Source organism: Desulfosporosinus hippei DSM 8344, assembly GCF_900100785.1.
Classification (GTDB): Bacteria; Bacillota; Desulfitobacteriia; order Desulfitobacteriales; family Desulfitobacteriaceae; genus Desulfosporosinus; species Desulfosporosinus hippei.
Map to the genome: position 1 here is coordinate 63,804 of NZ_FNCP01000010.1, position 26,430 is coordinate 90,233.

Annotated in this window: 24 protein-coding genes and 1 tRNA gene; 3 read left to right on the top strand and 22 right to left on the bottom strand. The window is 40.7% G+C overall.

The annotated features are described in order from the left end of the window. Positions 1 to 9 precede the first annotated feature (9 nt). Positions 10 to 1,848: a methyl-accepting chemotaxis protein gene (locus tag BLS16_RS10410; RefSeq protein WP_092332995.1), complete on the top strand. Its 1,839-nt coding sequence runs from the start codon at positions 10 to 12 to the stop codon at positions 1,846 to 1,848. Between the two features lie 327 nt (positions 1,849 to 2,175). Continuing rightward, the gene (locus BLS16_RS10415) at positions 2,176 to 2,685 is read left to right on the top strand and encodes a CarD family transcriptional regulator (RefSeq protein ID WP_092332997.1); all 510 of its coding nucleotides are present in this window, start codon (positions 2,176 to 2,178) and stop codon (positions 2,683 to 2,685) included. A 107-nt stretch (positions 2,686 to 2,792) separates the two neighbouring features. Here the strand turns inward: BLS16_RS10415 and BLS16_RS10420 are convergent. From BLS16_RS10420 to trxB, 12 genes are all read right to left on the bottom strand, one after another. Continuing rightward, positions 2,793 to 2,868: transfer RNA gene (locus tag BLS16_RS10420), tRNA-Lys, on the bottom strand. Between the two features lie 125 nt (positions 2,869 to 2,993). Continuing rightward, positions 2,994 to 4,388: a dipeptidase PepV gene (gene pepV, locus BLS16_RS10425; protein WP_092332999.1), complete on the bottom strand. Its 1,395-nt coding sequence runs from the start codon at positions 4,386 to 4,388 to the stop codon at positions 2,994 to 2,996. A 75-nt stretch (positions 4,389 to 4,463) separates the two neighbouring features. Continuing rightward, the gene (locus tag BLS16_RS10430; protein ID WP_092333000.1) at positions 4,464 to 6,476 is read right to left on the bottom strand and encodes a penicillin-binding protein; all 2,013 of its coding nucleotides are present in this window, start codon (positions 6,474 to 6,476) and stop codon (positions 4,464 to 4,466) included. A gap of 181 nt (positions 6,477 to 6,657) precedes the next feature. After that, complete coding sequence (locus tag BLS16_RS10435; RefSeq protein WP_092333002.1) at positions 6,658 to 7,602, bottom strand: rhomboid family intramembrane serine protease; 945 nt, start codon at positions 7,600 to 7,602, stop codon at positions 6,658 to 6,660. Between the two features lie 13 nt (positions 7,603 to 7,615). After that, the gene (gene larC, locus BLS16_RS10440) at positions 7,616 to 8,359 is read right to left on the bottom strand and encodes a nickel pincer cofactor biosynthesis protein LarC (protein ID WP_092333004.1); all 744 of its coding nucleotides are present in this window, start codon (positions 8,357 to 8,359) and stop codon (positions 7,616 to 7,618) included. Next, positions 8,356 to 9,135, bottom strand: a complete 780-nt coding sequence (gene larB, locus BLS16_RS10445) for a nickel pincer cofactor biosynthesis protein LarB (RefSeq protein ID WP_092333006.1) — start codon at positions 9,133 to 9,135, stop codon at positions 8,356 to 8,358. Before larB ends, larC begins: the two co-directional genes overlap by 4 nt. Positions 9,136 to 9,149: 14 nt before the next feature. Further along, positions 9,150 to 9,956, bottom strand: coding sequence for an ATP-dependent sacrificial sulfur transferase LarE (gene larE, locus BLS16_RS10450; protein WP_092333008.1), 807 nt, complete (start codon positions 9,954 to 9,956; stop codon positions 9,150 to 9,152). A gap of 147 nt (positions 9,957 to 10,103) precedes the next feature. Continuing rightward, complete coding sequence (locus tag BLS16_RS10455) at positions 10,104 to 10,385, bottom strand: ferredoxin family protein (protein WP_034599116.1); 282 nt, start codon at positions 10,383 to 10,385, stop codon at positions 10,104 to 10,106. Continuing rightward, positions 10,382 to 11,674, bottom strand: a complete 1,293-nt coding sequence (locus BLS16_RS10460) for an FAD-dependent oxidoreductase (RefSeq protein WP_034599114.1) — start codon at positions 11,672 to 11,674, stop codon at positions 10,382 to 10,384. The genes BLS16_RS10455 and BLS16_RS10460 overlap by 4 nt, the downstream gene beginning before the upstream one ends. A gap of 12 nt (positions 11,675 to 11,686) precedes the next feature. After that, positions 11,687 to 13,018, bottom strand: a complete 1,332-nt coding sequence (locus tag BLS16_RS10465) for an FAD-binding protein (protein WP_092333010.1) — start codon at positions 13,016 to 13,018, stop codon at positions 11,687 to 11,689. Beyond that, entirely contained in the window at positions 13,018 to 13,851 is an 834-nt protein-coding gene (locus tag BLS16_RS10470; RefSeq protein WP_092333012.1) for an electron transfer flavoprotein subunit beta/FixA family protein, read from the bottom strand. The genes BLS16_RS10465 and BLS16_RS10470 overlap by 1 nt, the downstream gene beginning before the upstream one ends. Positions 13,852 to 14,039: 188 nt before the next feature. Continuing rightward, entirely contained in the window at positions 14,040 to 14,954 is a 915-nt protein-coding gene (trxB, locus tag BLS16_RS10475) for a thioredoxin-disulfide reductase (protein WP_092333014.1), read from the bottom strand. Between the two features lie 214 nt (positions 14,955 to 15,168). Here trxB and BLS16_RS10480 point away from each other — a divergent pair, with 214 nt between their 5' ends. Continuing rightward, a complete protein-coding gene (locus BLS16_RS10480; protein WP_092333016.1) occupies positions 15,169 to 17,919 on the top strand; it encodes a UPF0182 family membrane protein in 2,751 nt (916 codons plus the stop codon). A 114-nt stretch (positions 17,920 to 18,033) separates the two neighbouring features. On the opposite strand, the gene BLS16_RS10485 is transcribed toward BLS16_RS10480, so the two are convergent. From BLS16_RS10485 to BLS16_RS10530, 10 genes are all read right to left on the bottom strand, one after another. Next, positions 18,034 to 19,299, bottom strand: coding sequence for a hypothetical protein (locus BLS16_RS10485; protein WP_092333018.1), 1,266 nt, complete (start codon positions 19,297 to 19,299; stop codon positions 18,034 to 18,036). Between the two features lie 33 nt (positions 19,300 to 19,332). After that, positions 19,333 to 20,298, bottom strand: a complete 966-nt coding sequence (locus BLS16_RS10490) for a phosphodiester glycosidase family protein (protein WP_014903346.1) — start codon at positions 20,296 to 20,298, stop codon at positions 19,333 to 19,335. Between the two features lie 111 nt (positions 20,299 to 20,409). Further along, positions 20,410 to 20,691, bottom strand: coding sequence for a hypothetical protein (locus BLS16_RS10495; protein ID WP_092333020.1), 282 nt, complete (start codon positions 20,689 to 20,691; stop codon positions 20,410 to 20,412). Positions 20,692 to 20,949: 258 nt separating this feature from the next. After that, complete coding sequence (locus tag BLS16_RS10500; protein ID WP_092333022.1) at positions 20,950 to 21,363, bottom strand: OsmC family protein; 414 nt, start codon at positions 21,361 to 21,363, stop codon at positions 20,950 to 20,952. A 49-nt stretch (positions 21,364 to 21,412) separates the two neighbouring features. Further along, positions 21,413 to 22,069, bottom strand: a complete 657-nt coding sequence (locus BLS16_RS10505) for a hypothetical protein (RefSeq protein ID WP_092333024.1) — start codon at positions 22,067 to 22,069, stop codon at positions 21,413 to 21,415. A 206-nt stretch (positions 22,070 to 22,275) separates the two neighbouring features. After that, complete coding sequence (locus BLS16_RS10510) at positions 22,276 to 22,989, bottom strand: hypothetical protein (RefSeq protein WP_092333027.1); 714 nt, start codon at positions 22,987 to 22,989, stop codon at positions 22,276 to 22,278. Positions 22,990 to 23,075: 86 nt separating this feature from the next. Further along, the gene (locus BLS16_RS10515) at positions 23,076 to 23,807 is read right to left on the bottom strand and encodes a phosphatase (RefSeq protein ID WP_092333029.1); all 732 of its coding nucleotides are present in this window, start codon (positions 23,805 to 23,807) and stop codon (positions 23,076 to 23,078) included. Positions 23,808 to 23,954: 147 nt separating this feature from the next. Further along, positions 23,955 to 24,533, bottom strand: coding sequence for a hypothetical protein (locus tag BLS16_RS10520; RefSeq protein ID WP_092333031.1), 579 nt, complete (start codon positions 24,531 to 24,533; stop codon positions 23,955 to 23,957). A 97-nt stretch (positions 24,534 to 24,630) separates the two neighbouring features. Beyond that, on the bottom strand, positions 24,631 to 25,437 hold the full coding sequence (locus BLS16_RS10525; RefSeq protein ID WP_092333033.1) for an ATP-binding protein: 807 nt from the start codon (positions 25,435 to 25,437) through the stop codon (positions 24,631 to 24,633). A 45-nt stretch (positions 25,438 to 25,482) separates the two neighbouring features. Continuing rightward, positions 25,483 to 26,250, bottom strand: coding sequence for a DnaD domain-containing protein (locus BLS16_RS10530; RefSeq protein WP_092333035.1), 768 nt, complete (start codon positions 26,248 to 26,250; stop codon positions 25,483 to 25,485). Positions 26,251 to 26,430: the final 180 nt, after the last annotated feature.

Sequence of the window (26,430 nt, forward strand, 5' to 3'; positions counted from 1 at the left end):
ACAGTATCAATGAAGAAGTTTAATCTAAGCAAGTATAAATTCAGTTTCAATAACTATAGTCTAAAAAGCTTTGGACGGCTAAAATTTAAATTCCCTCATTTAAAATTGATAAGAACCCTAAGACCGAAATTTACTTGGTTTAAGAATTGGAAAACTTTTTTTAAAATCAATGCTTTAGTTGGGGTCATGATACTCTTTATGCTGGGATTAAGTTATATGGGTTATTATTATTATCGGCAAGCTAAGGTAGCCATGAATGAAATTTATTCAAATTCTCTAATCTCTGTAAAACTAATCAATGAGGCACATGCCAATGTGCGAATGATTCGTAGTGTTAACACTGAGCTGCTCTTAGCCCCAGTGGATCCTTCTCAAAAACAAAACCTTCTCATTCAGACCACGGTTTTACTGAGCTTAATTAATGAGTCACTGGATAACTATACCCCTCTGGCTCAGGAGTCCTTGGAAACTGTTAAATTAGCTAAGGTAAGAGAAAATCTTTTAAAATTTAGCGACCAATGGCTGCAGGTTGTCCTGCTGATCGATAGTAATGACAAGCAGGGCGCTTATTCCTACTATGTGAATAACCTAACATCAATTTTAGAAGAGATTGATACCCTCCTTCCTGAGATAGTTGAATTTAGTGCTCAGAAAGCAAAGAGTACCATTGTGCGTGAAAATCTAAATTTCCTTCATGCAGAGAAAGTATTATTCGGTTTCCCCCTTGTGGCTGCCTTATTGGCTGTTGCCATTGGAGCTCTTGTAGCAAGAGCAATCTCCAAACCTCTGCAAATAATGCTTACCAATGCCCAAGAACTGGCTGCCGGAAATCTGAGGGTAAACCAAATCAGTTCTGAATCTAAAGACGAAGCAGGACAATTAGCCCAGGCCTTTAATCAGATGACATCAAGTCTAGCGACATTAGTTCGAAGAGTCTCTGATTCCTCCGACGATGTTGCCTTATCTGCCAGTCAGCTCTTAAAGATTACTGAGCAAGGCTCAATGGCCTCCGGGCAAATCGCTGTGGTCGTTTCAGAAGTTGCCTGTGGTACAGAAAAACAAGCTGCTGCAGTCAGCGAGACTGTAGCAGCCATTGAACAAATAAACGCCAATATTCAAACCGTAGCTGAGGCAGGTCAGCATGTTACTAACCTAGCTTCCCAAACGGCTATTACTACGGAAAATGGGCAAAAAGCTCTCACTCAGGCCATAGAACAAATGGGAAACATCAGTAAAAGTACTTTACTTGTCAAAGATGCTATAAATCAACTGACTGATAGCTCAGAAAAAATTGCCAACATTGCTCGCTTAATTACCAATATTACGGAACAAACAAATCTATTAGCCTTGAATGCCGCTATTGAAGCTGCTCGGGCCGGTGAACACGGCCGTGGTTTTTCTGTAGTAGCGAATGAAGTGCGAAAGTTAGCTGAAAAAGCCAAAGCGGCAACCGGGCAAATAGCTGAATTGGTGGTTGTTAACAGGGAAAACATCTCTCAAGCAAATCTGGCAATGGTCGCTGAAGAGATTCACGTTAATGATGGAATTAAAGCAGTAAATAACGTTGGTCATGGTCTTGATGATATTCTTAAAATGGTTAATGAAGTTTCAGGACAAGTAGGAGGCATTTCCTCCTCTATCCAGCAAATGGCAGGAGGCAGCCAACAAATTGTCTCAGGTGTACAAGAAATCGGTGGGGTCAGTCAAGTCAATGCCAATCAGGCTTCCAAGGTTTCAGCTGCAATTGAGGAGTTTACAGCTTCTATTGATGAGATAAGCCTTTCTTGCCAGAGTTTAACAAACTTAGCTCAAGATTTGCAAATCGGGGTTAGCAGCTTTAGACTCTAGAAACACCTTCGGAACCATTTAAAACTAAGAAATATTTTTAATACAAGCTCAAAATGAGGTCTGCATTTAGCTAGGCCTCATTTTATTTGGTGTTTCCAAGTTGTTTTATTGTTAGATTGCGTTGTCGCCCTTCTTTGCCGAAAAAGAATAAAATTTTTGCATAGAATGGTTACCCTTAACTTTTATTAATACGCAGAAAATTTTGAAGTAACTGTTAAAAATGCAAATATACATATTGACAAAGTCTTATTTATTATGGTAATATATTATTTTGCCAATCAATCAATTTTATGTTATACTTATAAAGATCACTTAGGAGGTGGATTAATGTTTCAAATTAGCGACAAAGTTCTTTATCCAATGCTTGGTGTAGGTGTTATTGAAGCTATTGAAGAGCGAGATGTATTGGGAAAAAACAAGCTTTTCTATAAATTGAATATGCCTCAAAACAATATGCAAATTATTATACCGATAGAAAAAGCTTCGACTCTTGGTATCCGTCAGATAGTAGAGCCGGATATCTTAGAAAATATTCTCACAGATTTCCACATTGGAAATACAGATCCAAGTATCTATGAAGACCGTCGTTATTGCAGAGATCTCCATAAAAGCAAAATAAAAACCGGCGATATTTACAAAGGAACTGAAATCATACGGGACTTAGTGCGAAAAAACCAAAGAAAACAGCTCGGAGCAGAAGACAAGACTATGTTAAACAGTGCCCGTCGGATGTTTATCAGCGAGGTTATGCAAGTCAAAGGAATTGCGCAGGAACAAGCCGACCTTCTGTTAGATGAAGTTTTATTAACTTTTAAGCAAGAGACAGTTTTAGCATAATGTTAACTGTTCTTTTTTTTGTCTAATTTCTATTACAATATTTTGCCACTTCATGCAATCACGTATAATAAAAAAAACCGCAATTGCTTGCGGGAGAATCGTTTATTTGGTGCGCCACCCAGGATTCGAACCAGGGACCTGCCGATTAAGAGTCGGATGCTCTACCAGCTGAGCTAGTGGCGCACAAGCGACATTTAGAATTATACTCCTGCAGATTGTTACTGTCAATAACTTTTTAATTATGCTGTATAATTAAGTTTTGATTATGTTACTTAATCATACAGCAATAGTATTATTCTAGGGGTTATTTAATTAATGTCAGCAGCCAAATTCAGAATAGCTTGAGCATAAACTTTAGTTGTTAAAAGCAGGTTATCAATAGAAATAAATTCATCAGGACAATGAATTCCATCCGGTTCACCGGGCAGGACAGGTCCGAAGGCTACTCCTTGGGGAATGGCCTTAGCATAGGTTCCACCGCCAATTGCGAAGGCATATGGTTCCAGGCCTGTTACCTCTGCATAGGCCTTTAGTAAAGATTGTACCAAGGGGCTGTCTTTGGGAACATGATGTGCTTCTTGATGATTAATGATCTCAACACTAAATTGCTGGTTAAGAGCAATTTTTTCAATGGGCTGAAAAACCTCATCTCGCTGATAAGTTACGGGATAACGGATATCAATCACAAAACGCGTGTTAGTTGATGTCATATCTAAAATGCCAAGATTAAGTGAAAGTTTACCAGAGGGTTCATCACTTAAGGCTATCCCAAATCCTTCTCCGTGAAAGCCCGTTCCCGGATAGACCGAGATAAAATCAAGGGTTTGCTGCTCTTCGGCACTCAGTGGCAGTGTTTTAAGGAACCGTACAGCGTAAAGAGCAGCATTGTTACCATTTTGGGGGAGACTTCCATGGGCACTGGTTCCCTGGAAAAGAAGCTTAAGATCAGACTCGGATTTCTTGCTGATTACTGAGGCACTTACTCCTTCCGGAAAAGCATAATTAGCTAATTGCTGGGCAATATCATGAGAGAGCCCTTGGAGAAGAACATCGCAGCGATCCGGTACAACATTTGCTCGTTCTCCACCCCGAATACTAACAATGTGGGCAAAGGCTGGTGAATGGGGCTTTGAGATTTCTAAATGAAGTATTCCTTTTTCGGCGTGAATTACAGGAAACTCAGCATCGGGAGCAAATCCCATTTGCGGGGTTTCTTCTTTTTTAAAGTAATAATCCATGTCTGCCCAACCTGACTCCTCGTCAGTACCTAATATGAGACGAACCTTCATCGTGAGAGGGATATTAGCATCCTTAATAGCTTTCATGGCAAAAAGGGCCGCCAAAGAAGGTCCCTTATCATCTAAGGCTCCCCTGCCAAAAATCTTGCCATCTACAATCGTGGCACCATAAGGCGGCACTGACCAGCCATCCCCTTCCGGAACAACATCTAGATGCCCAAGAATACCTAACAATTCGCCAGTTCCCATCTCAATATGACCCGCGTACCCTTCGACGTTTTTGACCTGGAAACCAAAGGATTTCCCCAGATCTAAGGTCCACTCTAAAGCTTCTTTAACTCCCGGTCCAAAGGGCGCACCCTCAGCGCTATGTTCTTCATCTTTGACACTTTTGATTTGGATACAGGCTTGTACAGCGGATACAATTTCGGCTTTCATTAAATCAATCTGTTGGTCGAGAAGCATATTTTATTCCTCCGAATTAATAATTTCCTTAAGTCATCCTAGCTTACCCTGTTTAAGAAATGATAAACTTCTTTATCACTGAGATAAGGGCGAAAACTTTACCTCAACAGGTGAACCTCTTGTTACTATCTTCCCCGGTTGAGGGGATTGATGGATTGCTAATCCAGTCCCCGAGAAGTTAAAATGCAGTTCCGATTTAGCTAAGGTTTCCCCAACTTCCCTCATTGTCATCCCTGTAAGGTCAGGAATCACAATTTCTCCTCCAAGAGGTACTCGCTCAGGGACAACTTGTTGGGGGGTTGGTCTAAGAGCTGTATCACTGGGGGAAATAGTAACAGTACTCTGAGTATCATTGGCCACCGGCAGACCATAGTATTGCAGGGCACCCTCAATAATTGCTTTTGCCCTAGGGCCTGCCAAGGTACCCCCCTGATGTCCGTCCTCAGTGTTTGGAGTATCAATTATCACAAGTACTGCAATCTTAGGATCTTCAGCAGGAGCATAAGCTGCAAAGGAAGCAATGAAGTCTGTTTTTGAATAAGCCCCGGTTGCAGGATCTACCTTCTGAGCAGTTCCGGTCTTCCCAGCTACGCGAATGCCGGGAATATGGGCTGTATGGCCTGTTCCATCGGAGACAACTTCTTCGAGAATATTAGTCATCTGAGTTGCCGTCGATTGTGATATAACTTGCCGAACAGGAGTTGGTTTTTGTTGCTGAACAATTTGACCATCAAAGGAGGAAATCTTATCAACAATATAGGGACGGTAGAGAGTGCCGCCATTGGCAACGGCTGATATTGCCGTAAGCAGTTGGATCGGAGTGACAGAGTTGGCTTGACCAAATGACATAGTGGCAACATCAATATCCCGCACCCTCTCTGCGGGCAAGAGTAATCCACTTTCCTCACCTGAGATATCTATGCCGGTTTTTTGTCCAAAGCCAAAGGCCTTTAGGTAGGTATTAAACCTTTCTTTGCCTAAATTTCTTCCAACCTGTGCTAAAACAACGTTAGAAGAAAGCTGCATTCCTTTGGTAAAAGTAATGAAGCCATGGGCCTTTTGGTCAGAATCCCAGTTGGTTATATAGAGAGGAGGAATACTTAAAAAGCCGGGATCGTTAAAGGTTTCATCCGGTTGAATAAGGCCTTCTTCTAAAGCCGCAGATCCTGTAATAATCTTAAAGGTTGAGCCCGGTTCATAAGACATACTAATGGCTAAATTTCTCCGAACCTCAGGGGCAACCTTTGCGTAGTCAGTCGGATCAAAGGATGGACGTGAACCCATGCCCAGTACCCGACCTGTCTTTGGATCCATTGCAAGGATTGTGACACTTTTAGCATTCGTTGCTTTTTGAGCTTCATCTAATTGCTGCTCAATGTAGTATTGAATTGTTGAATCTATGGTTAAGGTAATTGAGTTACCGGGTCTTGACGGGTCACCTTGATTAAGGGCATCCAAGATTGAGCGGGCTCTTGTGTCTTGTTCTTTGGATTGAAACCCGGGTTTGCCAAACAACTCCTTATCATAGTAGTATTCAGCACCTTCTACCCCATGACCTTCTTGATTGACAATTCCAAGAACAGAGGAGGCAAAAACACCCATGGGATAAATACGCTTCTCTTCATCGGAACAACCAACTCCGGGTATCTTCAGTGCTAATATTTCATCAGCTTTTGCTACCTCCACTTGGTGAGCTAGATTTACCCAGGAGAGATCTTTGTTTAATTTATCCAGTATTTCTTGGGGATCTATCTCTAGTATGCCGCCCAGATCTTTAGCCACTTCATCCTTACTCTTTTTAAATTGTTTCTTTTCCAAAGCGTTATTGAGAGTCCTTGGATCAGCATAGACTTGTTTTACCGGGATGCTTTGCGCTAATACATTTCCTTGAGCATCAAAAATCACTCCTCGATCAGGCCTGAGGCTCTGATCAATAGTACGTCTCTCAATACCCTTAGCCTTTAAGTCAGATGCCTGTACAACTTGGAGAAAGACGAGCCTGCCAAACACTATTACGACTACACTCAGTAAAATCACTTGTACCCAACGATCTCGAGAAAAATATTTCACCTTTGACTTAGTTTTCACAGTGCCCCTCCTATGCCTAAAAGAACTTACGCTTTCTTAACTAACGATGACCCGTTACAAAGTCACCTTGCTAAGAAACCGCAAGCTCTTGATTCTATTTTGTCCCTTGAAAAGAGAATAATACACACCACTATAGAGGTATTTTTTTGAAACACTGGAACAATTAGCCCGTTGCACAGAGTTAATTTACACTTATTTTCGATAGGAGCATCGTCGTTAGAAAGCCAATAATCAGACCTCCCAGGTGGGCGTAATTATCAATCCCCGGTTGAGTAAGCCCAAATCCGAAATTGATAATTATAACTATGACTAAATTCATTCCTAACCCGGATTTCCAGAGGGATGGTCTTTTTAGACTATAATACAAAAGGGCTCCTAATAACCCAAAAATTGCCCCCGAAGCTCCTGCAGATAAGGCCGTTGAAAAGAAATAGCTGGCAATGGATCCCCCCAGACCACTCATAATATAAATGACCAAAAATCGCCAATGCCCAAAATTTCTTTCACAGATGGGGCCTAAAGACCAAAGTGCATAGAGGTTAAAGAGAAGATGTAAAAAACCAATATGGATAAAAACACTTGTCAGAAAACGCCATAGTTCGCCTGCCTGAATTAACGGGTTAACTTTAGCTCCAAAGGCAATCAGGACAGATTGATTTTCTGATCCCCCTGCTAAAGTCATTAGGATAAAGACAAGTATGTTAATACCGAAAAGAACGTAAGTTAAAAATGGTTTAAAGTTCTCAACATTAGGTTTGGCAAACCCAGATAGAGCATCCTTTCCACTGGCCACCTGTCGCAACCAGTTGGGAATCAAGGTATCATTCGTTGGTGGGAACGGAAAGAGGTTGCCTGTCTGAGTATCCCAATACCATAGCTGAAGACCCGCAAAATGATGATTTTTCAAATCAGATGAATCTATTCCCTTAGGACAAAAAACAATTACATCCCATTGTGATAAATCACTGCTTTGTAAGATCGGCTTAAAGTCTTGAGGAAGTTCACTAAGATTACCAAAAATCAGTCCCCTATTAACGGACTCATGAGTAGCAGATACCCAATTGCCCTCTAATGGGACGATTTTCCAGCCTGATTGTTGAAGAGTATTAAAAATTTGAGAGAACATATCTCACCTCTTTTCAATTTTCTCCCAAAACTGCTCTCAGCAGACTAGGTATGCCGTAATCATTTTTTCCGGAACCATATCCCACATTAAGCAAAGCCATTTCCGGAAAAGTAGATTGTTTTGCTAAAGCACGGATCAGTGCTGCCCCTGTCGGAGTAATCAATTCGCCGGTAATTCCAGATTCTCGGAATTTATAACCTTTTAAAAGCATTAGGGAAGCGGGTGCGGGCAAAGGTAACGTTCCATGAGCACATTTTACAAAACCATGTGACCAGGGCAAGGTCGATACAAGGATAGAATCTATGTTTAACTGATCCAGAGCAATACAGGTCCCTACTATGTCGACCAGGGAATCAACCGCCCCAACCTCGTGGAAATGAACCTTATCAATCGTCGTTCCATGAACACAGGCTTCAGCTTCGGCCAAAGCATTAAAGACTTTAAGGGCAGTATTCTTAGACCGTTCAGATAAATCCCCACTAAGAATCATAGTTTGAATATCCGGCAGGTGGCGGTGGGAATGGCTATGATGATCTCGATTGGGGCACCCCAACTCATGGGGTTGAAGTACAACATTGATATCTGTCGCTTGAATGCCGTGAACTTGGCGCTCCTTCACTTCCAATACAAATTCTGTTAAGCCAATTGAATGAAGCTGCTTAACGATGATTTCCGGATCAGCACCTAAGGCTATTAAAGACCCTAAGGCCATATCGCCACTTATGCCTGCAAAGGCATCCCAGTATAGTATTTTCAAGTTAGATCCCCTTTCTTCCCAGCTCTCATTATGCGTCGTACTATTGCAGAAGCTAAAGAGGCAGCCCCAAATCCATTGTCGATGTTAACTACTCCAACTCCTGAAGCACAACTGTTCAGCATACTGAGTAGTGGCGCAAGGCCTTGAAAATGCGCACCATAGCCAACGCTGGTTGGTACCGCAATAACCGGCTGTTCGACTAGACCTCCAACAACACTGGCTAAGGCCCCTTCCATTCCGGCAACAACGATAATAACCTCTGCTCTATCCATAAGTTCTTTCTGCCCTAACAACCGATGTATACCTGCAACTCCCACGTCAAACAAGGTGTCAACTTCATGCCCCATAAAACGAGCCGTCAGCAATGCTTCTTGAGCTACAGCTAAATCCGCAGTTCCGGCCGTCATAATGAGAATCTTACCGAGAACGGTTGGTTCTGCAAGTGGTCTGAGCAGAAGACAGCGGGCTTGTCGATCATACAAAGCATCCGGAAAATGAGGCAAGACTATTTCGGCAGTGGGTATATCAAGTCTGGTTGCCAATACATTAAGTTCTTTGTCGCCCAGGTGTCTTAAGATTTTGATGATGTGTTCGGGTTGCTTCCCCTGGCAGAAAATCACTTCTGATTGCCCTGTCCGCAGTCCTCGATGATGATCCAATCTGGCAAAGTCCAAGTTTTCATAAGGCAAATCCTTTAATTGCTGAAAGGCATTATCTGGGGAACAGGTTCCCTGATGTACTGAGTCAAGCAGGGCTTTAAGGGTTTCTTCATTCATAAGTAGTCCTCCAGTTAAATGGGATTGAGACTTCCCGAACGTAGTCCCATTAAATCTAATGTAACAAAGCGAAAACCCAGTTCGGATAAACGGGCTGTGATTTCTGTAGCTTCCAGGATAAATCTTTCAAATTCTTGACTGGGAATTTCGATGCGAGCCAGATTGCCGTGAACTCTGACCCGACATTCCAGGTATCCATTTTGCTTAAGGACAGCTTCTGCACGGGCAATACCTTCCAGTAATTCTCTGGTAATTGGATCTCCATAAGGAACTCTGGACGCGAGACAAGCCATGGCAGGCTTATTCCAAGTAGGCAAATTACGAAGTTCTGATAGAATTCGGATTTCAGGTTTTGTTAATCCCACTTCAAAAAGCGGACTAACAATTCCCAGTTCTTGAAGAGCTAGCCTCCCTGGGCGATAATCCAGAGCATCAGAGGCATTTGTCCCTTCAATGACTACCGTATCCTTTCGCTTACTCCATTTTAGAAAAGTCTCAAATAGTTTCTTTTTGCAGAAATAGCAGCGATTAGGCGGGTTATCCCGAAACTCTTTAATGTTTAACACATCAAAGTCAATCACTTGTACAGGATATTTATACCTCTCAGCTAAAGAAAGTGCTTCTATTTCTTCTTGACTAGAAACCATCGCTCCTCGTGCAAGAACTCCTTGGCAGTTTTGACCTAAGGTTTCTTGGGCGACGGCCAAAAGATAGGTTGAATCTACTCCACCGGAAAAGGCAACCAAAACAGTGTTTAAGGATTTTAATTTATTAATGAGCGCACTTTCTTTATTAAGTGCTTCTTGTAGTGTTCTATCCATTTAGGTCTTATCCCTTCCTTCGTTTATATTCTACCTATTGTAGAAATGACTGTCAAAGAAACTTTGTTCATAAGAAAGAGCAAAGAAGGTTACGAACCCCCTCTGCTCTTTCAAAAAATTACGTTTTCAGACATTTTCAGTAATTAATCAGCCATTTTTCCAAGAAACTCCGAATCCGCCTCTTGGATACTTCCAGTCAATATTGCCAAAGGGACACCCGATTAGGCAGGTTCCACACTCCAGGCAGCCTTCATAACCCACAGCAATACGTTTTTCTTCTTCATCCCAATCGTAGACATGGGCTGGGCAAAAACGTGTACAGGGTTTATCTTGGCACTGCTGCAAGCAAACACTTGGGTTAGCTATCTTAATGTGGTTTAGTTTATCTGTGTTAAACCTTACTAAATAAAGTTTATCATCTAATTTCATAAGAGCGCCCTCCATGCTCCATAGATATCCTTAAGTAAACCGCCTTTAGAACGGTGTTCGAAGGCCATTTTGATAATTTCTTTTTGACGTTCTTTCTTAGGGGTCCCGTCAGCTGTCAAATACATTTTGGCAGCTTTAGAGAACAACTTGGGATATATTTTTAAGAGATGGGTATTTTCTTCAAAGAATTTGCCCATATGACGATAGTGATGGAGGTCTTTAAGAACAAAGGAATCCCGCAGGCGGGTTTCGTATACACCCATCGCATGATCGCTCACGTCTCCGGCTCGTATTGCCTGAGCTGCAACTTCCCCAGCTATTTTACCCGATATCATAGCCAAGTTTGAACCCTCGCGATTCAGGGAATTCATGAGCATTGCCGTGTCTCCGACGACCATAACCCCTTGGCGATGAAGTTTCGGTACGTGGGTATATCCACCTTCTGGGATTAAGTGAGACAGATATTCCTTGGTTTCACCGCCTTGAAGAAGGCGTTTTACATAAGGTTTGGCTTTCATGTTCTCTAATAAATCATTGGGGGTCCAATTATTACGAATTAGCTGTTGAAGAATGGTTCCAACGCCGATTGAAATCGAATCCTTATTGGTATAGATAAAACCTACGCCCATCATTCCCGCCGTTGAATCTCCATACAATTCAATAGTAGCCCCCTGGCCTTCCTCAAGACAGAAACGGTCTTCGATCTTTTCTTTAGGTAAAGCAATAACCTCTTTGACCGTGACTGCGACTACCTCAGGTTTAAGTGGTTTGGCTAATCCGGCTTTAACCGCTATGAAGTTATTAACCCCTTCAGCCAGAATGACTACCTTCGCACCTAAATCTCCTTCAGCACGTCCTGTTCGAACTCCGACAACCTGGTCGCCTTTATATAAGAGATTTTCCACCAGTGTTTCAGTAATGATCATAACGCCGGCTTTTTCTGCTTGCTGAGCCAGCCAACGATCAAACTTCACCCTAAAGACTGAATGGGCATTGTAGGGCTCTTTCCCCCAGGCAGGATCACGGTAACCAGCCAAGATAGATTCGTCGCCACTTAACATGGCAATACGTTGTTCAATTATGGGGCGTTCTAGGGGAGCGTCCTTCCAGAATTCAGGTACAACCATATCGGTAGCCTTTGTATAGAGGATCCCGCCCATGACATTCTTGGTTCCCGGATAATCACCGCGTTCGATAACTACGGTTTTCATCCCGGCACGTGCAGCACTGAGCGCAGCAGATAGGCCAGCAGGACCACCGCCGATGACGATTACATCAAAGTTTTCCATGTTTGCCCCTCCTTAATTTGCCACGCCATGCTGAAGGCGTTTCTTAAACTCTGCAGTCAGTGCAGGAACTACTTGAAATAGATCTCCAACGATACCGTAATTAGCAACCTTTAATATTGCAGCTTCCGGATCGTTATTGATGGCAATGATAAAGTCCGATGTCTCCATTCCAACTAAATGTTGGATTGCTCCGGATATTCCTATCGCAATATATACTTTAGGACGAACCGTTACTCCGGATTGCCCCACTTGCTGATCATGTGTCAGCCAGCCTGCTTCTACAGCTCCACGGGTCCCAGCTATGGTGCCCCCTAATACTTCTGCTAATTCCTCAGCTATAACCATATTCCTTTTGGCTGCAATCCCTAAGCCTACTGCTACGATAATTTCAGCTTTATCTAAAAATGCGCTCCTAGCATCACTGCTTATAAACTCCAAGATCTTAGTGCGGAAGTTTTCTTCTTCGAGCGTAAATTCTTCTTGAATTAGTTCTCCCACACGTCCATCCACTCGTTCGGGCATTGCCATTACTCGAGGACGAACTGTCGCCATTTGAGGACGGCTCGTTCGACAAAGAATGGTTGCCATAATATTTCCACCAAAGGCTGGTCGAGTTTGTTGTAACAACTTTGTCTCCGGATCAATGCCCAGTACCGTACAATCGGCCGTTAAGCCTGTTTGCAGTTTGGTAGCAATTGCCGGGAATACATCTCGCCCCATCGAAGTTGCACCCATCAAGATAATCTCAGGTTGATATTTCTTTACGAGCCCGGTAATCGCCTCGGCATATGGTTCTGATCGATAATCCTTTAGAATAGGGTGATCGATGACATACACCTTTTCAGCACCGTAAGCAAAGGCTTCGGGTATGACATTCTCAACCTGATACCCAGTTATCACTCCACTCAAGCCACATCCAATGGCATCGGCAAGTTTTCGGCCCTCACCAAGCAATTCCCAGGAAACTGGTGCAACCTTACCGTTTGTATACTCAATGATTACCCAGACACCGCTCCAGACATCTCCACCGGCCACAGGAGTTACTTGAGACCTAATTGTTTTATTATTGTTATCTTGAGCATAATCCTTAACGGATTCAGGCAATGGATCTTTGAGGTTAAACTTAGACCCAGCCTCCTCATTAAGTTCATCGGAGGGTTTGGAAGGTTTCTTAACGACTGCCAGGGCATTAGTCGGGCATACTAAAGCACATTTTCCATGGTCTTCACATTTCTTAGGATCTACAACGGCTAAGCCATCAATTAGATCCAGAGCTTCTACCGGGCATTCCACGACACAAGCCCCGCACCCGATACACTTTGTTTTGTCAACAGCGACGGTCATTAGCGTTTCCCTCCCTTCGCTAGGGGACTAACCATGATTATGTTCTGTTGGAATATTTTTTGAACCACCGTTGCGGCGACACCTGAGGGATCATTCATAGCATCCATTATTTCTCCGCCACTGCGGCCAGGTGGTGCGAAAATTCTAGAAACACTAGTAGGAGATCCTTTAAGACCCATTTGCTTAGTATCAAAGGGTAGAGAGTTTACATCCCATACCTCAGGCTCATAAGTAGCAGCGTTCATCATATTAGGCAGAGTGGCATAACGCAAATCATTAAGTTCTTTCTCAACTGTCAACAAGGCAGGCAACTGGGCTTGAACAACCTGACGCCCGCTTTCTGTCTTGCGTTCTACTGTAATTGTAGTTTCAGTAAGCTCTCTAACCTTAATTACATAGGTCAACTGAGGAAATCCCAGTCGTTGCGCAATACCGGGGCCAGTTTGAGCTGTATCTCCATCTATTGCTTCTTTGCCGGCGAAAACTACGTCAATTGGTTCAGTCTCATGGATCTTTTGCAGGGCCATTGAAAGAATATATGCTGTAGCCAGGGAATCAGAGCCTCCAAAAGCACGATCACTAAGCAGAATTGCTCGATCAGCACCATAAGTCATCGCTTTTTTCAAGGCATCCTTGGCTTGGGGAGGACCCATACTTACTATAGTTACCTTCCCTCCGACTTTTTCCTTAAGACGAATTGCTTCTTCTAAGCCATGGGCATCATATGGGTTGATAATGGATGGTACACCCTCTCTCATGAGGGTATTCGTCGCCGGGTCAATGCGGACTTCGGATGTATCGGGAACTTGTTTAAGGCAGACTACAAAGTTCACTATAATTCCCTCCTTTGTAAACAACATTACATAGTTTTTGAAAGAAATATTCTAAATTGACTACTATTTTCTATATTTTATTATACAAATAGGAATATTACAATATTAACATATGTCAGTAAATATATTCATTCATTTTTATGGAATTATATTCAAACTTATGTGAATATTCAGTAGTATGTGTTTATTTACTTTGAATCTTCCAAATATTTTTCAACTTCTACTGCTGCTAAGGCCCCATCACCAACTGCAGTGGCTACTTGACGGAGAGGCGTATTCCGAATATCTCCAGCAGCATATACTCCTTTTATGTTGGTTTGCAAAAGTGAATCCGTTAGAATATAGCCACGATCATCAGTTTCAATTTCTTCACCGATAAATTGGGCGTTAGGATCAGTTCCAACATAAATAAAAACTCCGTCAGCAGGGATGTCCTTAGTCTCCTTACTTTGTACGTTAAGTATACGTACCCCTTCAACATGGTTAGACCCCAGGATTTCCTCAATAACTGCATTCAGTTCGAAACGGATTTTGGGATTCTCTTTGGCGCGATTCATGGCGATTTGAGAAGCCCTAAAACCATCTCGTCTATGGACAATCGTTACTTCATCTGCAAATTTCGTCAGGTAAGAACCTTCCTCAATGGCAGCATCCCCTCCGCCTACTACAACCACCTTCTTGCCTTTAAAAAAAGCACCGTCACATGTAGCACAGTAAGAAACTCCACTCCCCCTAAAACGATCTTCACCCGGAACCCCTAATAATCTAGGCTTGGATCCTGCAGCAATAATGATAGAACGCGCCTCAAGAATACGATCATAGGTTTGAACTTTTTTTATAGCTCCGTTGAGCTCTAACGTTTGAACTTCTTCAAAAATAAATTCTACACCGAAAGCAATAGCTTGTTTATGAAACAGATTCATAAGTTCATACCCGTTGACTCCGTCTGGAAACCCCGGGTAGTTTTCTATATTCTCTGTAGAAGCAGCCTGCCCACCAGGCATTGCTAACTCTATGATGGCTGCTTTTAATCCTCCACGTGCTGCATAAATTCCAGCTGTCAAACCAGCAGGACCTGCTCCCACAATAATAACGTCATACATGACTTTCAACTCCTCTTAATTACTAGCTTTAATACCCCTTTAGGGTATTAATCTGTTGTTAGTATATCATAGTTTATCCAGATTTAAAAAGAATTTGCCCTTGTATATAACAAAATATATGAAGGGATTTTCATTAATTGGGAAGAATATAATATTATGATTAAACATACATAATCGTTCGGTTAGGTCTTAGGCAATTTAAGGGGGAATACTATTGAATCGATTTATTAAAATTATTATCGGCTTCATGATTTTGGTGACAATTTTAACCGCATCAAGTGGCTTATATGAAGATTGGGCTTGGTTTACAAGCTTAGGGTACTCTCAATTATTTTGGACTCCATTACTAAGTAAAATACTATTTCAAGCAGTGAATGGAACGATACTTTTCCTTTTTATTGCCGGCACCCTCCTTTCCATTAGACATGCTATTGTGACATTTGTTAATGAAAGATTACGACTTCGTTTGAGATTGGTACAGGATATGAACCGCCCTGTTTTTAGCTTAAGCCAACGTAGAGTCACTGTCTGGTTACTTGTTATCTCTGGAGTCATCAGTTTTGGTATTAGTTTTGTAGCAGGGTTTACTGGCTGGTTAGATATATTATCTTTTACTCATGCAACTCAGTTTAGTCAGGCTGACCCGATTTTTGGGAAGGATTTATCATTTTACTTTTTCAGACTTCCCTTATTAAATACTATTTTTGATGCATTTTTTGGCCCCTTATTTTTACTAACCTTATTTACATCAATTTTCTATATTGTTACAGGAGTTATTCGCTTTAACTCTAGAAAACTTTGGCAAAATGGTGCAGTAACTATGGGCGCTTCCTGCCGTAAGCACTTAGCTTTTTTGGTTGGCATATTATTGGCCCTCAAGGCTTATGGCTACTTTTTAGACATCTTCAAATTACTCTATTCATCACACGGTCACATTGTTGGAGCAGGTTTTACAGACTTAAATATAACGCTACCGGCACTTAGAGTTTTAATTATTTTAAGTATTTTGGGATCGATCTTTGCTTTTATCTCTTTTGCATTTAAAGACACACGTTTATTAACGATGCCAGTCATCGGGATTTTTGTCGTCGGTATTGTAATGTATAACATTATCCCAACCATGGTTCAATCCTTTGTTGTTCTGCCTAATGAGTTAACTAAGGAACAACCTTATATTCAACATGAGATCGAGATGACTCGCTATGGCTATCAGTTAAACAACGTGAAGGAAGTTGAATACCCTGGTAATACTCCCATAACAATCGAAGCACTGAAGGCGGATCAAGGAACTCTTAACAATATCAGGCTTAATGACGCTCGGCCTATGTTGCAAACCTACAATCAAAAGCAAGGCATAAGACTGTATTACAAATTTAATGATATAGACATAGATCGTTATCTCATTAATGGGGAATCTCGACAAGTTATGATCGGTCCAAGAGAAATTTCTACCCCCGACTTAGATTCTAAGGCTAAAACCTTTGTCAACATGCGTTTTAAATATACTCATGGTTTTGGGGCTTCTGCTTCTTTCGCCAATGCTGTCACTTCTGAAGGGCTCTCTTCATTTGCTATTAAAGACGTCCCCCCAATCAGTGAGTTTGAAACCTTCAAAATGACTGAGCCCAGAATATATTATGGTGAATTGACGAAGGACTGGGTAGTTGCAAATACTTCTAACAAAGAGTTTGATTATCCCCTAGGTAATTCCAATGCGGAAAATTCCTACCAGGGAAAGACCGGAATTCCTTTAACCCCACTCAATAAACTCATGGTATCACTCCGGCACGGAACCCCGCGCTTTTACCTCGCTAGTGAAGTAACTTCAGAAAGTAAAATGCTAGTTTATCGTAATATAGATGAACGGGTTCAAAAATTAGCTCCATTCTTAACCTATGACAGCGATCCTTATATGGTTATAAATGCCGGTCGGATAAAGTGGATCATTGATGCCTACACAACTTCTAATTCTCTGCCCTATTCACATTTATATTCCAATGAAGATTTTAACTATATCCGCAACTCAGTTAAAGTTATTATCGATGCCTATGACGGAACTGTTGATTTTTATGCTGCCGATCCCTCAGATCCAATTTTAATGACCTATATGAAGATATTCCCTGGGGTTTTTAAAGACCTGGAAAGTATGCCTGCTAGCTTAAAAGCCCACCTGCGCTACCCAGAAACACTTTTTAGTGTTCAAAGTAATATGCTTAAAAACTTTCATATGACTAACTCCTCTGTGTTCTATAATAAAGAAGACTCTTGGGATATAGCTAAAGAACTCTTCGAGGCAACTCCCCAAAATGTGGAACCCTATTACACCATCATGAAAATTCCCGGAGAAAACAAACCTGAATTTGTGCTCATGCTGCCCTTTACGCCTGCTTCCAGTCCCACTAATACGCGTAATAATATGGTGGCCTGGATGGCTGCCAGGATGGATGGAGAACACTATGGTGAACTCATACTCTATAAGATGCCGAAGAATATCGAAATAGATGGGCCCTTGCAAATTGAATCCCGTATCGATCAAGATCCAACTATCTCTGAACAGCTATCTCTTTGGGATCAAAAAGGGTCAAGCGTAATACGGGGTAATCTCTTAGCTCTACCAATCGGAGGTAACTTCTTGTATGTTGAACCCATATATCTTCAGTCCGATAAGGGTGGTAGTATCCCAGAAATGAAACGAGTGATTCTCGCCTATCAGGATAAGCTAGTCATGACCGAGAATTTAGGGTCAGCTTTAACTCAATTATTTGGGGATGGAGCACCACAACCCACTACCCTTGGTCAAAGTACCGCACTTCCAGGCAAGTCAAATGAAAACGAAATTCAAGTCGACCCAAATTCACTAAACGTAACCTCAATAATTGAGCAAATGAATCAAATCCGAGCACTATTGGATAGTCTTGAAACTCAACTAAAGGGGGCTCAAAGCCTTCCCACTGAAGCTCCCTAGATCTTTAAACATAACCACAAAAAGAACACCATAAGGTGTTCTTTTTGTGGTTCCTGACTTATTTACCTGATTGTACTCTAAAAGATTTTTAAGGAATTTGTTACAATTACACATTTACTTTGAATTTAATGCTTGCAGCTCAACAAGGGTGGAAGTCCCTGATTTTTTTAGTTCTATAAGCTCCGCCCCATCATCAGAGATATAATTCTCATCACCGTTCAATGAGATCTCATTCAGTTCTCCTGATTTAATAATATAAGCAGTTTGTTGGTTGTAAATCACGACTTGCCCTTGAGAACCGATAAGGATGCTGACATTACTAAGTGGTATTGAGCCCTCCCATTCGGTTTTAAGGGATGGGTTATCACTTATCTCTGAACGATCCTCAGTTGTTTTTACTTTAACCAGTTCATTGTTTATGACTTCACCAATATATATTTTGCCATCTCGTATTCCTAAAACCTTGTCATTAGCATTCTTAGAAATGACATGTCGGTTACCAACTCCTAAAGAGACAACTTGTTTCGTTCCGCCAATCTTACTGTTGATATAAAGTGTTCCATACCTATCAGAGGCGGCCATGCCATCGACAATCTCACCTGTTCGATTTAAAGTACGGACATTTTTCATGACGTCAATTTCCATCAGCAGTTCTTTAGAGCCATCTTTAACCGTGAGGTATATCAGATTAGTAGAGGTTGAGAAGACTAATTCATCAATTTTTCCACCGGCTGGGAATTCGTTAATGGTTTGATTAAACCGGTCGTCTGGTTCAGTATCCTCATCTGCACCAGGTAGCTCAAGGGTATATAATTCAGTTATCTGAGGGTTATTATACCGAACTTCAGTTTTCGTCTGGACAGGAGTCTCCTTTTGTTCAACCTTATCAACGGTTTTTGCAGGTTTCTGATTAGGATCTTCTACTTTTGGATCGGTCTTAACATCGGTTTTTTGATCATTTTTAGGGTCAACTGTTGGTGTTGTCGGTTTAATCGGTACAGTTACGTAGGTTACCGGATTAGGATTCTTCTTGGCGTAAAAGTAAAGCAAGGTATCACGGTCTGGCAACCATTGATAGGATAAAACACCCAGGGATTTATCATTAGTCTTTTTTTCGAAGACAATCTTTTCTTTTTTCAGATTAAAAATCTTAAGGGTACCGTTTTCAGTATAAGCTAAATAGTCCTTCGCATAAGATACTTGAATATTTTCAAACTCTGTACCGGGTATTGTTGCTTGCAGTTCTTTAGTGATTGGAGGACTGACTTCATTAGGCTTGACGACTTGGGCCACTTTATTTTCTAAATAGGAATACGCGCCAAATTGCAATATAAGTGAAACCAAGGCCCAGACGAATATAGTACGCAGTTTCTTTTTCATGCGGTATTTTCTCCTTTAAAAACTGTTAGTAATTTATGGGGTGACTACAAAGGCAGTAGGAATATATCTCTCGCCAAAAATATTCCAAAGTTTATTCATAACCTTTCCATCATAAACAAGTTCTGAGGATGATCCTCCATCCAGATTAATGGCATTGACAGCACCGTAGTCTTTAAAGACGTTCATCAGGTCGCGTAAGTTTGCCCCTATGCTCCAAGTAGGTTGGCGACCGTCAATTACCACAAAAATCACCGTCCCATCAGCCTTTTGACCGATTCCCGTCCGCGGGGCAATTCCCCAACCTCCATCACCAGTAATCATTAATTTTCCATCCACAATTAGATTAGGTTCAAAGGTGACCGCTTCACGGACATTCTTCTCTTCTAATTGCTTGGCAGTCATCTTCCCAAGTACCATTTTTCCTTTGTCATTAAATCCAACAATGTTTACTGCCTTGTCCCCAACGTTATTGTGGACTATCTTGCCATCATGCATAGTTATTCCGTCCGGAAATGCTCCGTTACCTTTGCCATTAGGGTCATAAAACCCCCCTGCATTTATCCCGGCTACAGCATTCATATCTTTAACCAGATCAGTGACTCGTTCACCGGTAACGCCAATTTCCTTAGTAACGGCTAATTTAATTCGATTAGGATCTTTGATAAGCATAACTTTACCTTTAAAGCTTTGCCCTTTAATATCTTCGATTGTAATTCCTGAAGCCTTATCAGTAATTACTTCTGTACGTCCTAAAACCTGGCTAATACCGGTCCCCTGGGAATTGGTAGAATTCATAATACGACTTATCTCCTCTTCGGAAAGAAAAGCCTCTACGACCTGAGGATGCCGTGAGGTTGCTACTGCACCTACTGTTACGATCTTGAGTGACTCAAAGGGCCCCCAAAACAATATGAAGGGTACAAGAATTGTCGCAAAGACAATATTGAAAACCAAAAATATAACAATCTTTTTAATTCGAATCTTACCTCGTTTTTTCATTTTCAGCATAACTCCTTTAATATATTTATCACTAATTTGGTAATAAAGTCACAATCCCTAAGAGAGAATACACATAAAAACAAGCCGCAGTTTTTTGATTTGCGGCTACAACTATTTTGAATAACGACGTTTTTTTAACTCTCGAGAAACTTTCCATATTGAATAGGCAATAAGAGCAGCAAGAAATAAAATACTCAGCAATACAGAGTCTAATATAGAATTACCCATAACCACATTAACAATTTGAATTGCTAAACTTGATAACATTCCAACGATGACCGTTAACCACATTTGAATTACGACATCATTTTTTTTGCGTCGAGTAATATAGTAAATATAGAGAATTACGCATATGAGCAAAACACTTCTCAGAAACCCTAAAAGTAAAATCATTTAACATTATCCTTTATTTCAAGTTGTTTCGACTCTTAGTATAACAAAACATCCATATTCTATCAAGGATTGTCTACACAGTCCCTAGTCTTTATAGCTAATTATTGTTATATAATGTAAGTTAACTTCGATTATTTATTCACCATTTTTACTCGGTGTCTGACAGATGTGATTTAACTGTAGCGTCAGGTAACCATTAAATGTTAAAACATCAAAAGAGAGCTGCTTTTGAGCAGCTCTCTTTTACTTTAAAGATTCCTAAGGATTGATTTCAATACTGTAGGTAAGATTAGCAGCTTTATCAATCATATTAGCGATACTACAATATTTTTCCATTGAAAGCTGCACTGCACGCTCAAGCTTCTCTTTGGCAAGAGAATCTCCCCAAAACTTATAAACTAGTTCAATATCTTTAAAGACCCGGGGATGATCGCTGGCACGTTCCCCTTCGACTGTCGTTTCAAAGCGATTAAATTTAACGTTCATCTTTTCAAGAATTGTAACAATATCCATCCCACTGCAGCCAGCAATGGTCATCAATAAGATTTCTGTCGGACTGCTTCCCCGTCCGGTTCCTCCAGCAGTTACGCTAGCATCCATATTAGTCACAACTTTTGAACTACCTTCACCTTGAAAATGCATTCCCTTTATGTGTTTAACAGAAACTTTCATTGTAGGCAACTCCTTTCTGAAAAACCGTTGAAGTCAAATATTATTTAGATTATTTTGCAATTGCATCAAGCTGTTGCTCATCTTCATTGCTATATTCCGGATTCTTTGCAAGTAGAGATTGTACTGCTAAAGTCCCCTCTAACCTAAGTGGAAATATGAGGATTAATAATGCCAAACCACCAATAGCTAAAGAGAGATATTGCAAAGATATGACCGAAAATATCACTGAAATCAATTTAGTGGATGTGCCAATAGCATAACTAAATGGCTGAATAAGTTTCAAATTAGCATTTTGCCGTTGTTCAATTGATGTCTCAGCGCTTCCGTTTGAAGGATGGACCCAGACTTGGTCCCCATCAAAATCCACAGAATTAATTAGTTCTTTTCCATTCTTATAATAAGGGTCTAACGAAGAAATAAAAATAAACCCTTTAGTTGTATATATCTTATCTAACTCTACTTGTGCACCAGTCATTGAAGCTTTTGTATAGGTTCTTTCAATACGCAGGACATCTTCTTTACCAATATTAACAGGTCCTTTTTCAGTAATCACCGAGTATAAGCCACGATCAATTAATTCAATATTAGTGACTTTAACATTTAAAAACTGAATTCCAATCACTGTTAGTAATATCATAAATAGGCTTATGATTATAATTGCTCCCGCTATACGTTCACGATCAATCTGTCCACTTTTAAAAAGCACTACTACACGTCCTTTACTTTGTATGTTCTAATTCGTCATTTAAGGTCTAAACATAGTTTGTCCACAAAACACATTGTACTATAAATAATTTAGTGAAACAAATGAATTTATTCCTATATATTTCCTATAACCACTAAGGAAAGAACTTTTTACCTTTCCTTAGTGGATTATCTTCCATTCTTTGCTATCTAAGCCGATTATTTGCGTTAATTTGTGTTAAAGTGTTTGCCAAATTTAGTAAACATTTTTAACAGATCGTTTGGTGTAAAGGTAAGAGGATTTGTATTATTATTTAATGGGCTAGGTTTAGCAAGAGGTCTAGCCCCCGTCGATTCCGGTGGAACTACAGCTCTTACAAAAATCGTTGCGAGTAAACTTATAATCAAGATTGGTAGTGCTCCTCGCAAACCAGGAAATGTGAGGATCGGGACAATGATCTCTACAATAGGCGTATAGGGCTTATTAGAAAAGTTTCCTATAACGTAGATTGCAAGAACGAGAGGGGCTTCAGGGCTCTGTGGAGTTTGAAAGCCTCTGTCACCAATGGTGCCAGTAATTCCCAAGTCGACATTTGTATTTTGATTACTTTCCGTATTCGCCGAACTTAGGTTAGCAAAAGTCCCAGATCCGTTAGCCATCCACTTTAAAAAATCTTGCAGTTCGGAAAGAGGCATTTGGATGGTTTGATTATTCTTAGTGTCCATAATAGGGATGCTTTTATATCCAAAAAGGTGATGCGCAATGTAAAGAATGATTTGAGCTCCAATAATCACAGCGGAGGATTCAAAAATTTTTCCGGTCAAAAGAGGTTGAGTAAATATTAGAGTGGAACTTCCTGGAGTCGAGCTGATGGGGCAAAAGAATTCGATTCCTATAACAATAGGTTCTCCGCAACTTTCCTCTACCTGTTTATCGAACAATTCTACCCCCCCTTCAATACAATATATGGTAAAAAGGGGTTTCGTGTACCTTTTCTGTAGTATTTGGAGTTGTAACTGGGCTTACACTAAGAAATGCTAGGACGACTTTTCCGACGATCAGCTAAATAATTTAAAACTCGTTTGGGCGAACTATTGAAAATTTGCTCTTCAGCCAGTCCCACTTCTCTTACTAAACTGAGGGCATGACTGAAATCTCCCACTAGATCTGAAAAATGAGCATCGCTGCCCAAAATAACAGGCCCTTTGTAATGAACCATATATTTGGCAAATCGTCTGCAATTTCCCCAGGCCCCCAGTTTTTCGTTGGCTAGAGAACTATTATTGATCTCAACGGGAATACCTAACTCGGCTGACATGTAAGCAATTCGTTCGAGATCCAGTTCAAATTCAGGACGCCCTGGATGCACCATCATATCCGTATAGGGATTTCTCATAGCTTTAACATAAGCCTCAGTATTTTGCTCAGCGGTTCCTCCGGGGTAGCAAATACCATGCAAACCCACTAGAACCAGCTTCATTTGATCCAGATATCTGATAGGAATATCTAACTCTCCTTCATGGCTTGTGATATTAGCTTCCACACCAGGCAATATTTTAACTCCATGTAGTTCTTCGGGAATAATGCCTAAATTTCCAAAATGGTATAGATGTGGCGCACCTGGCATTGTCGGCCCATGATCAGTCATACCAAGTAATTCAATGCCGTTACGCGATGCTGCTAAGGCGTTTTCGGATAGTGTACTATAGGCATGTCCACTTGAAACGGTATGTGTATGTAAATCAACTTTAATTTCCATATTATCCACCTCACCTAGTCCAGTGTTTCCCCCTGCAAAATGGAAGAGGAGTTCTTCATTAGCATGGTGCTTATGTCCATTCTATTATATCCCTAATTCACTGAAAACAAAAATAAGTGCTTGACAGCACTTATTTTGATATTAAACTTACTGCTTTTTCACTGTTGGTGGTGCCTTTACAGTTGTATCTACATTAAAACGGAAACTTGCTTCAGTAGTCTGCTCTACTCCCCCCTCAGGATTAGCCTTAACTCTCAACGTAATTAAATGCTGACCCTCTGTGGCACTTTTACCTGAAGCATCCCCTAATACATTGATCTGACGAAATGCAACTCGTGCTGTAGCACCTGGTTCTAATACTTCCAGACTGCCTGGCGTTGTTACCTTTTTGGTGTCATCTCCAATTAAACTCATTTGCAATTCCACTGGAATATTTGTCATCTTTTTGGCGGTCATATTTTGTACTGTAATGACAAAATCAAAAGTTTTAGTTGTAATTACCTGGGCACCTTTTAATGTAACGCTGCCATAAGTGAGATCCTTAACAACTGACGCCGGCTCAACAGCAACTCCGATCATTTTTATCTCGGGATTACCCATGTTTTTAGAAACACCTTCATTCTTATTCTCCCAAAGAGAAAACCCAGCAAAACCAAGCAGACAAATCAGACAAACACTGGCGACCATGGCAATATACTTACGATTAATAGTTATAATTTTAGCCATAGCGGAACACCTCCTTATTTTTTTACTTAAAAAAACCTATGCGCATCCTCTTAAGGACATGCATAGGTCTCAGAAAATATTTTTCAACTCAACAAAACTACTTAGCTTTACTTTCCCTTTCCTGATAAATCTGTAAGCGAATGTCTTTTTGGACAGTTAACCGAAAAATTCTTGAAGATTGAATAATTCGAGAAGTTGTCCGCAATCCAAGAAAATCTTCCATTTCATCAAGAGAAAGATTAGACGTAATAACTGTTGGCAACTGTTCATTAAGGCGATAATTAATAATTGAATATAGTCTGTTTCTTGTCCACTCAGTATAATTATGAGCCCCTAAATCATCGAGGATTAAGATAGGTATACTTCGCGCAGAATCTAATAAATCCAGTTCATTAAGATCCGATTTGTACGTAGCTCTCAATTCATCTAGCAGATCCGGAACGATAAGAAAAAGAACCTTTAAATTATGTTCCATTAGCTCATTGGCGATTGCTGCGGCCAGATAGGTTTTACCCGATCCAACCGGCCCAGTAAACAGTAATCCCAAGCCATATGGGGAGCGCAAACAATCATCTACAAAGCTTTTAGCGGCTTTTAAGGCCTTGGCAGCTCCTTCGCGGTGTGACTCCGCTAGATCCGCTGAATAATAATCAAAGCGAAACTTATCTAATCGACAGTTCATTAGTTCCCGAGAAATTCGAGCATGCCGAAATTGATTTTCTAACTTTTTGGTTTCCATACAGCTACACGGATAGGCAATATCACCTTCCAGGACAATTCCCCGATCCTGACAAATAGGGCACTGACTCCCGTAAGAAGGAGATGCCTCTGACACTTTTGGTTTCTCATAATTGGGCCTTGAAGGTATGACATTGGTCGATAAAATATCTTTGACATTTTTCATAGTTGAATATCCTCCTATAGAAAACTTGGCCTAGTACCAAATATTCTAAAGATAAAAATTCTCATATTTATTAGAAGTAGTCTTTGTTGCACCTTTACTCTTAGACTTCGTAGCCTTTTTTTCCTGACGCGATTGAAAAAACGCATCTTCTGCTTCGATCTCAGCTCGTGTGCGAAGTCCCTTTTTTTCCCATTCTCTAAGAATCGAATCTAAATAACGAAAGTTGCGAATGCCTGCACTAACCCCTCTTCTTAAGGCCTCAATAATTAATTCCTCTGAAAAATGTGAAGATAGCCATTTGTCCAGATTTTCACATTCCAAGCGCGTAAGCAGGCGTCCCAACTCTTGCTCAAAAGTTTGAATTAAGTTTTCCATCGCTGGATTAGGTGAAGTCGATGGGATATTTAAAGGGACTTGTTGTTGTTTAAGGATTCGTTCTTCTTCTAATTGCTGCGATCTCTCAATTGCCCATAATTCTGCAAGCTCTTCGATTAAACCAACAAAACTATAACAATCTCCCCACTTTTGTTCAACTGGGTTCCAGTACCTTTCGATCGAAAGAAGTTTTCGCTCGACTAACCCTCCCAATTTCTCTTCTATCTCAGACGATGAAGCAGTCATTCGTCCAGCTAAGGTTGAAATCGAGGGATATGGATTCACTTCGGAGTCACATAATATCTGAATTAATACTAACATCTCGCTATCACAGATTCCGATTTTTCTATAATGGGTCAGTAAATATTTTGGAATAGAAACAACACCTGAAAAGAAAAGAGCTTGTGTAAAGCTCCCATAAACACTTACTTTGTTCATTGATAGTTCATCTCCCCATGTACCATCCGAAAATTATCTTTAAGTTTCTGTAGAATTTTACATATTTCTCTTTACTAAATGCTAAAAAAGTATATATAGACCATTTAAAACAAATAAAGTAAAAAGACTCTTAAAACTACTTCCATAAAATGGAAGGAAAACAGGAGTCTTTTGGCGTAT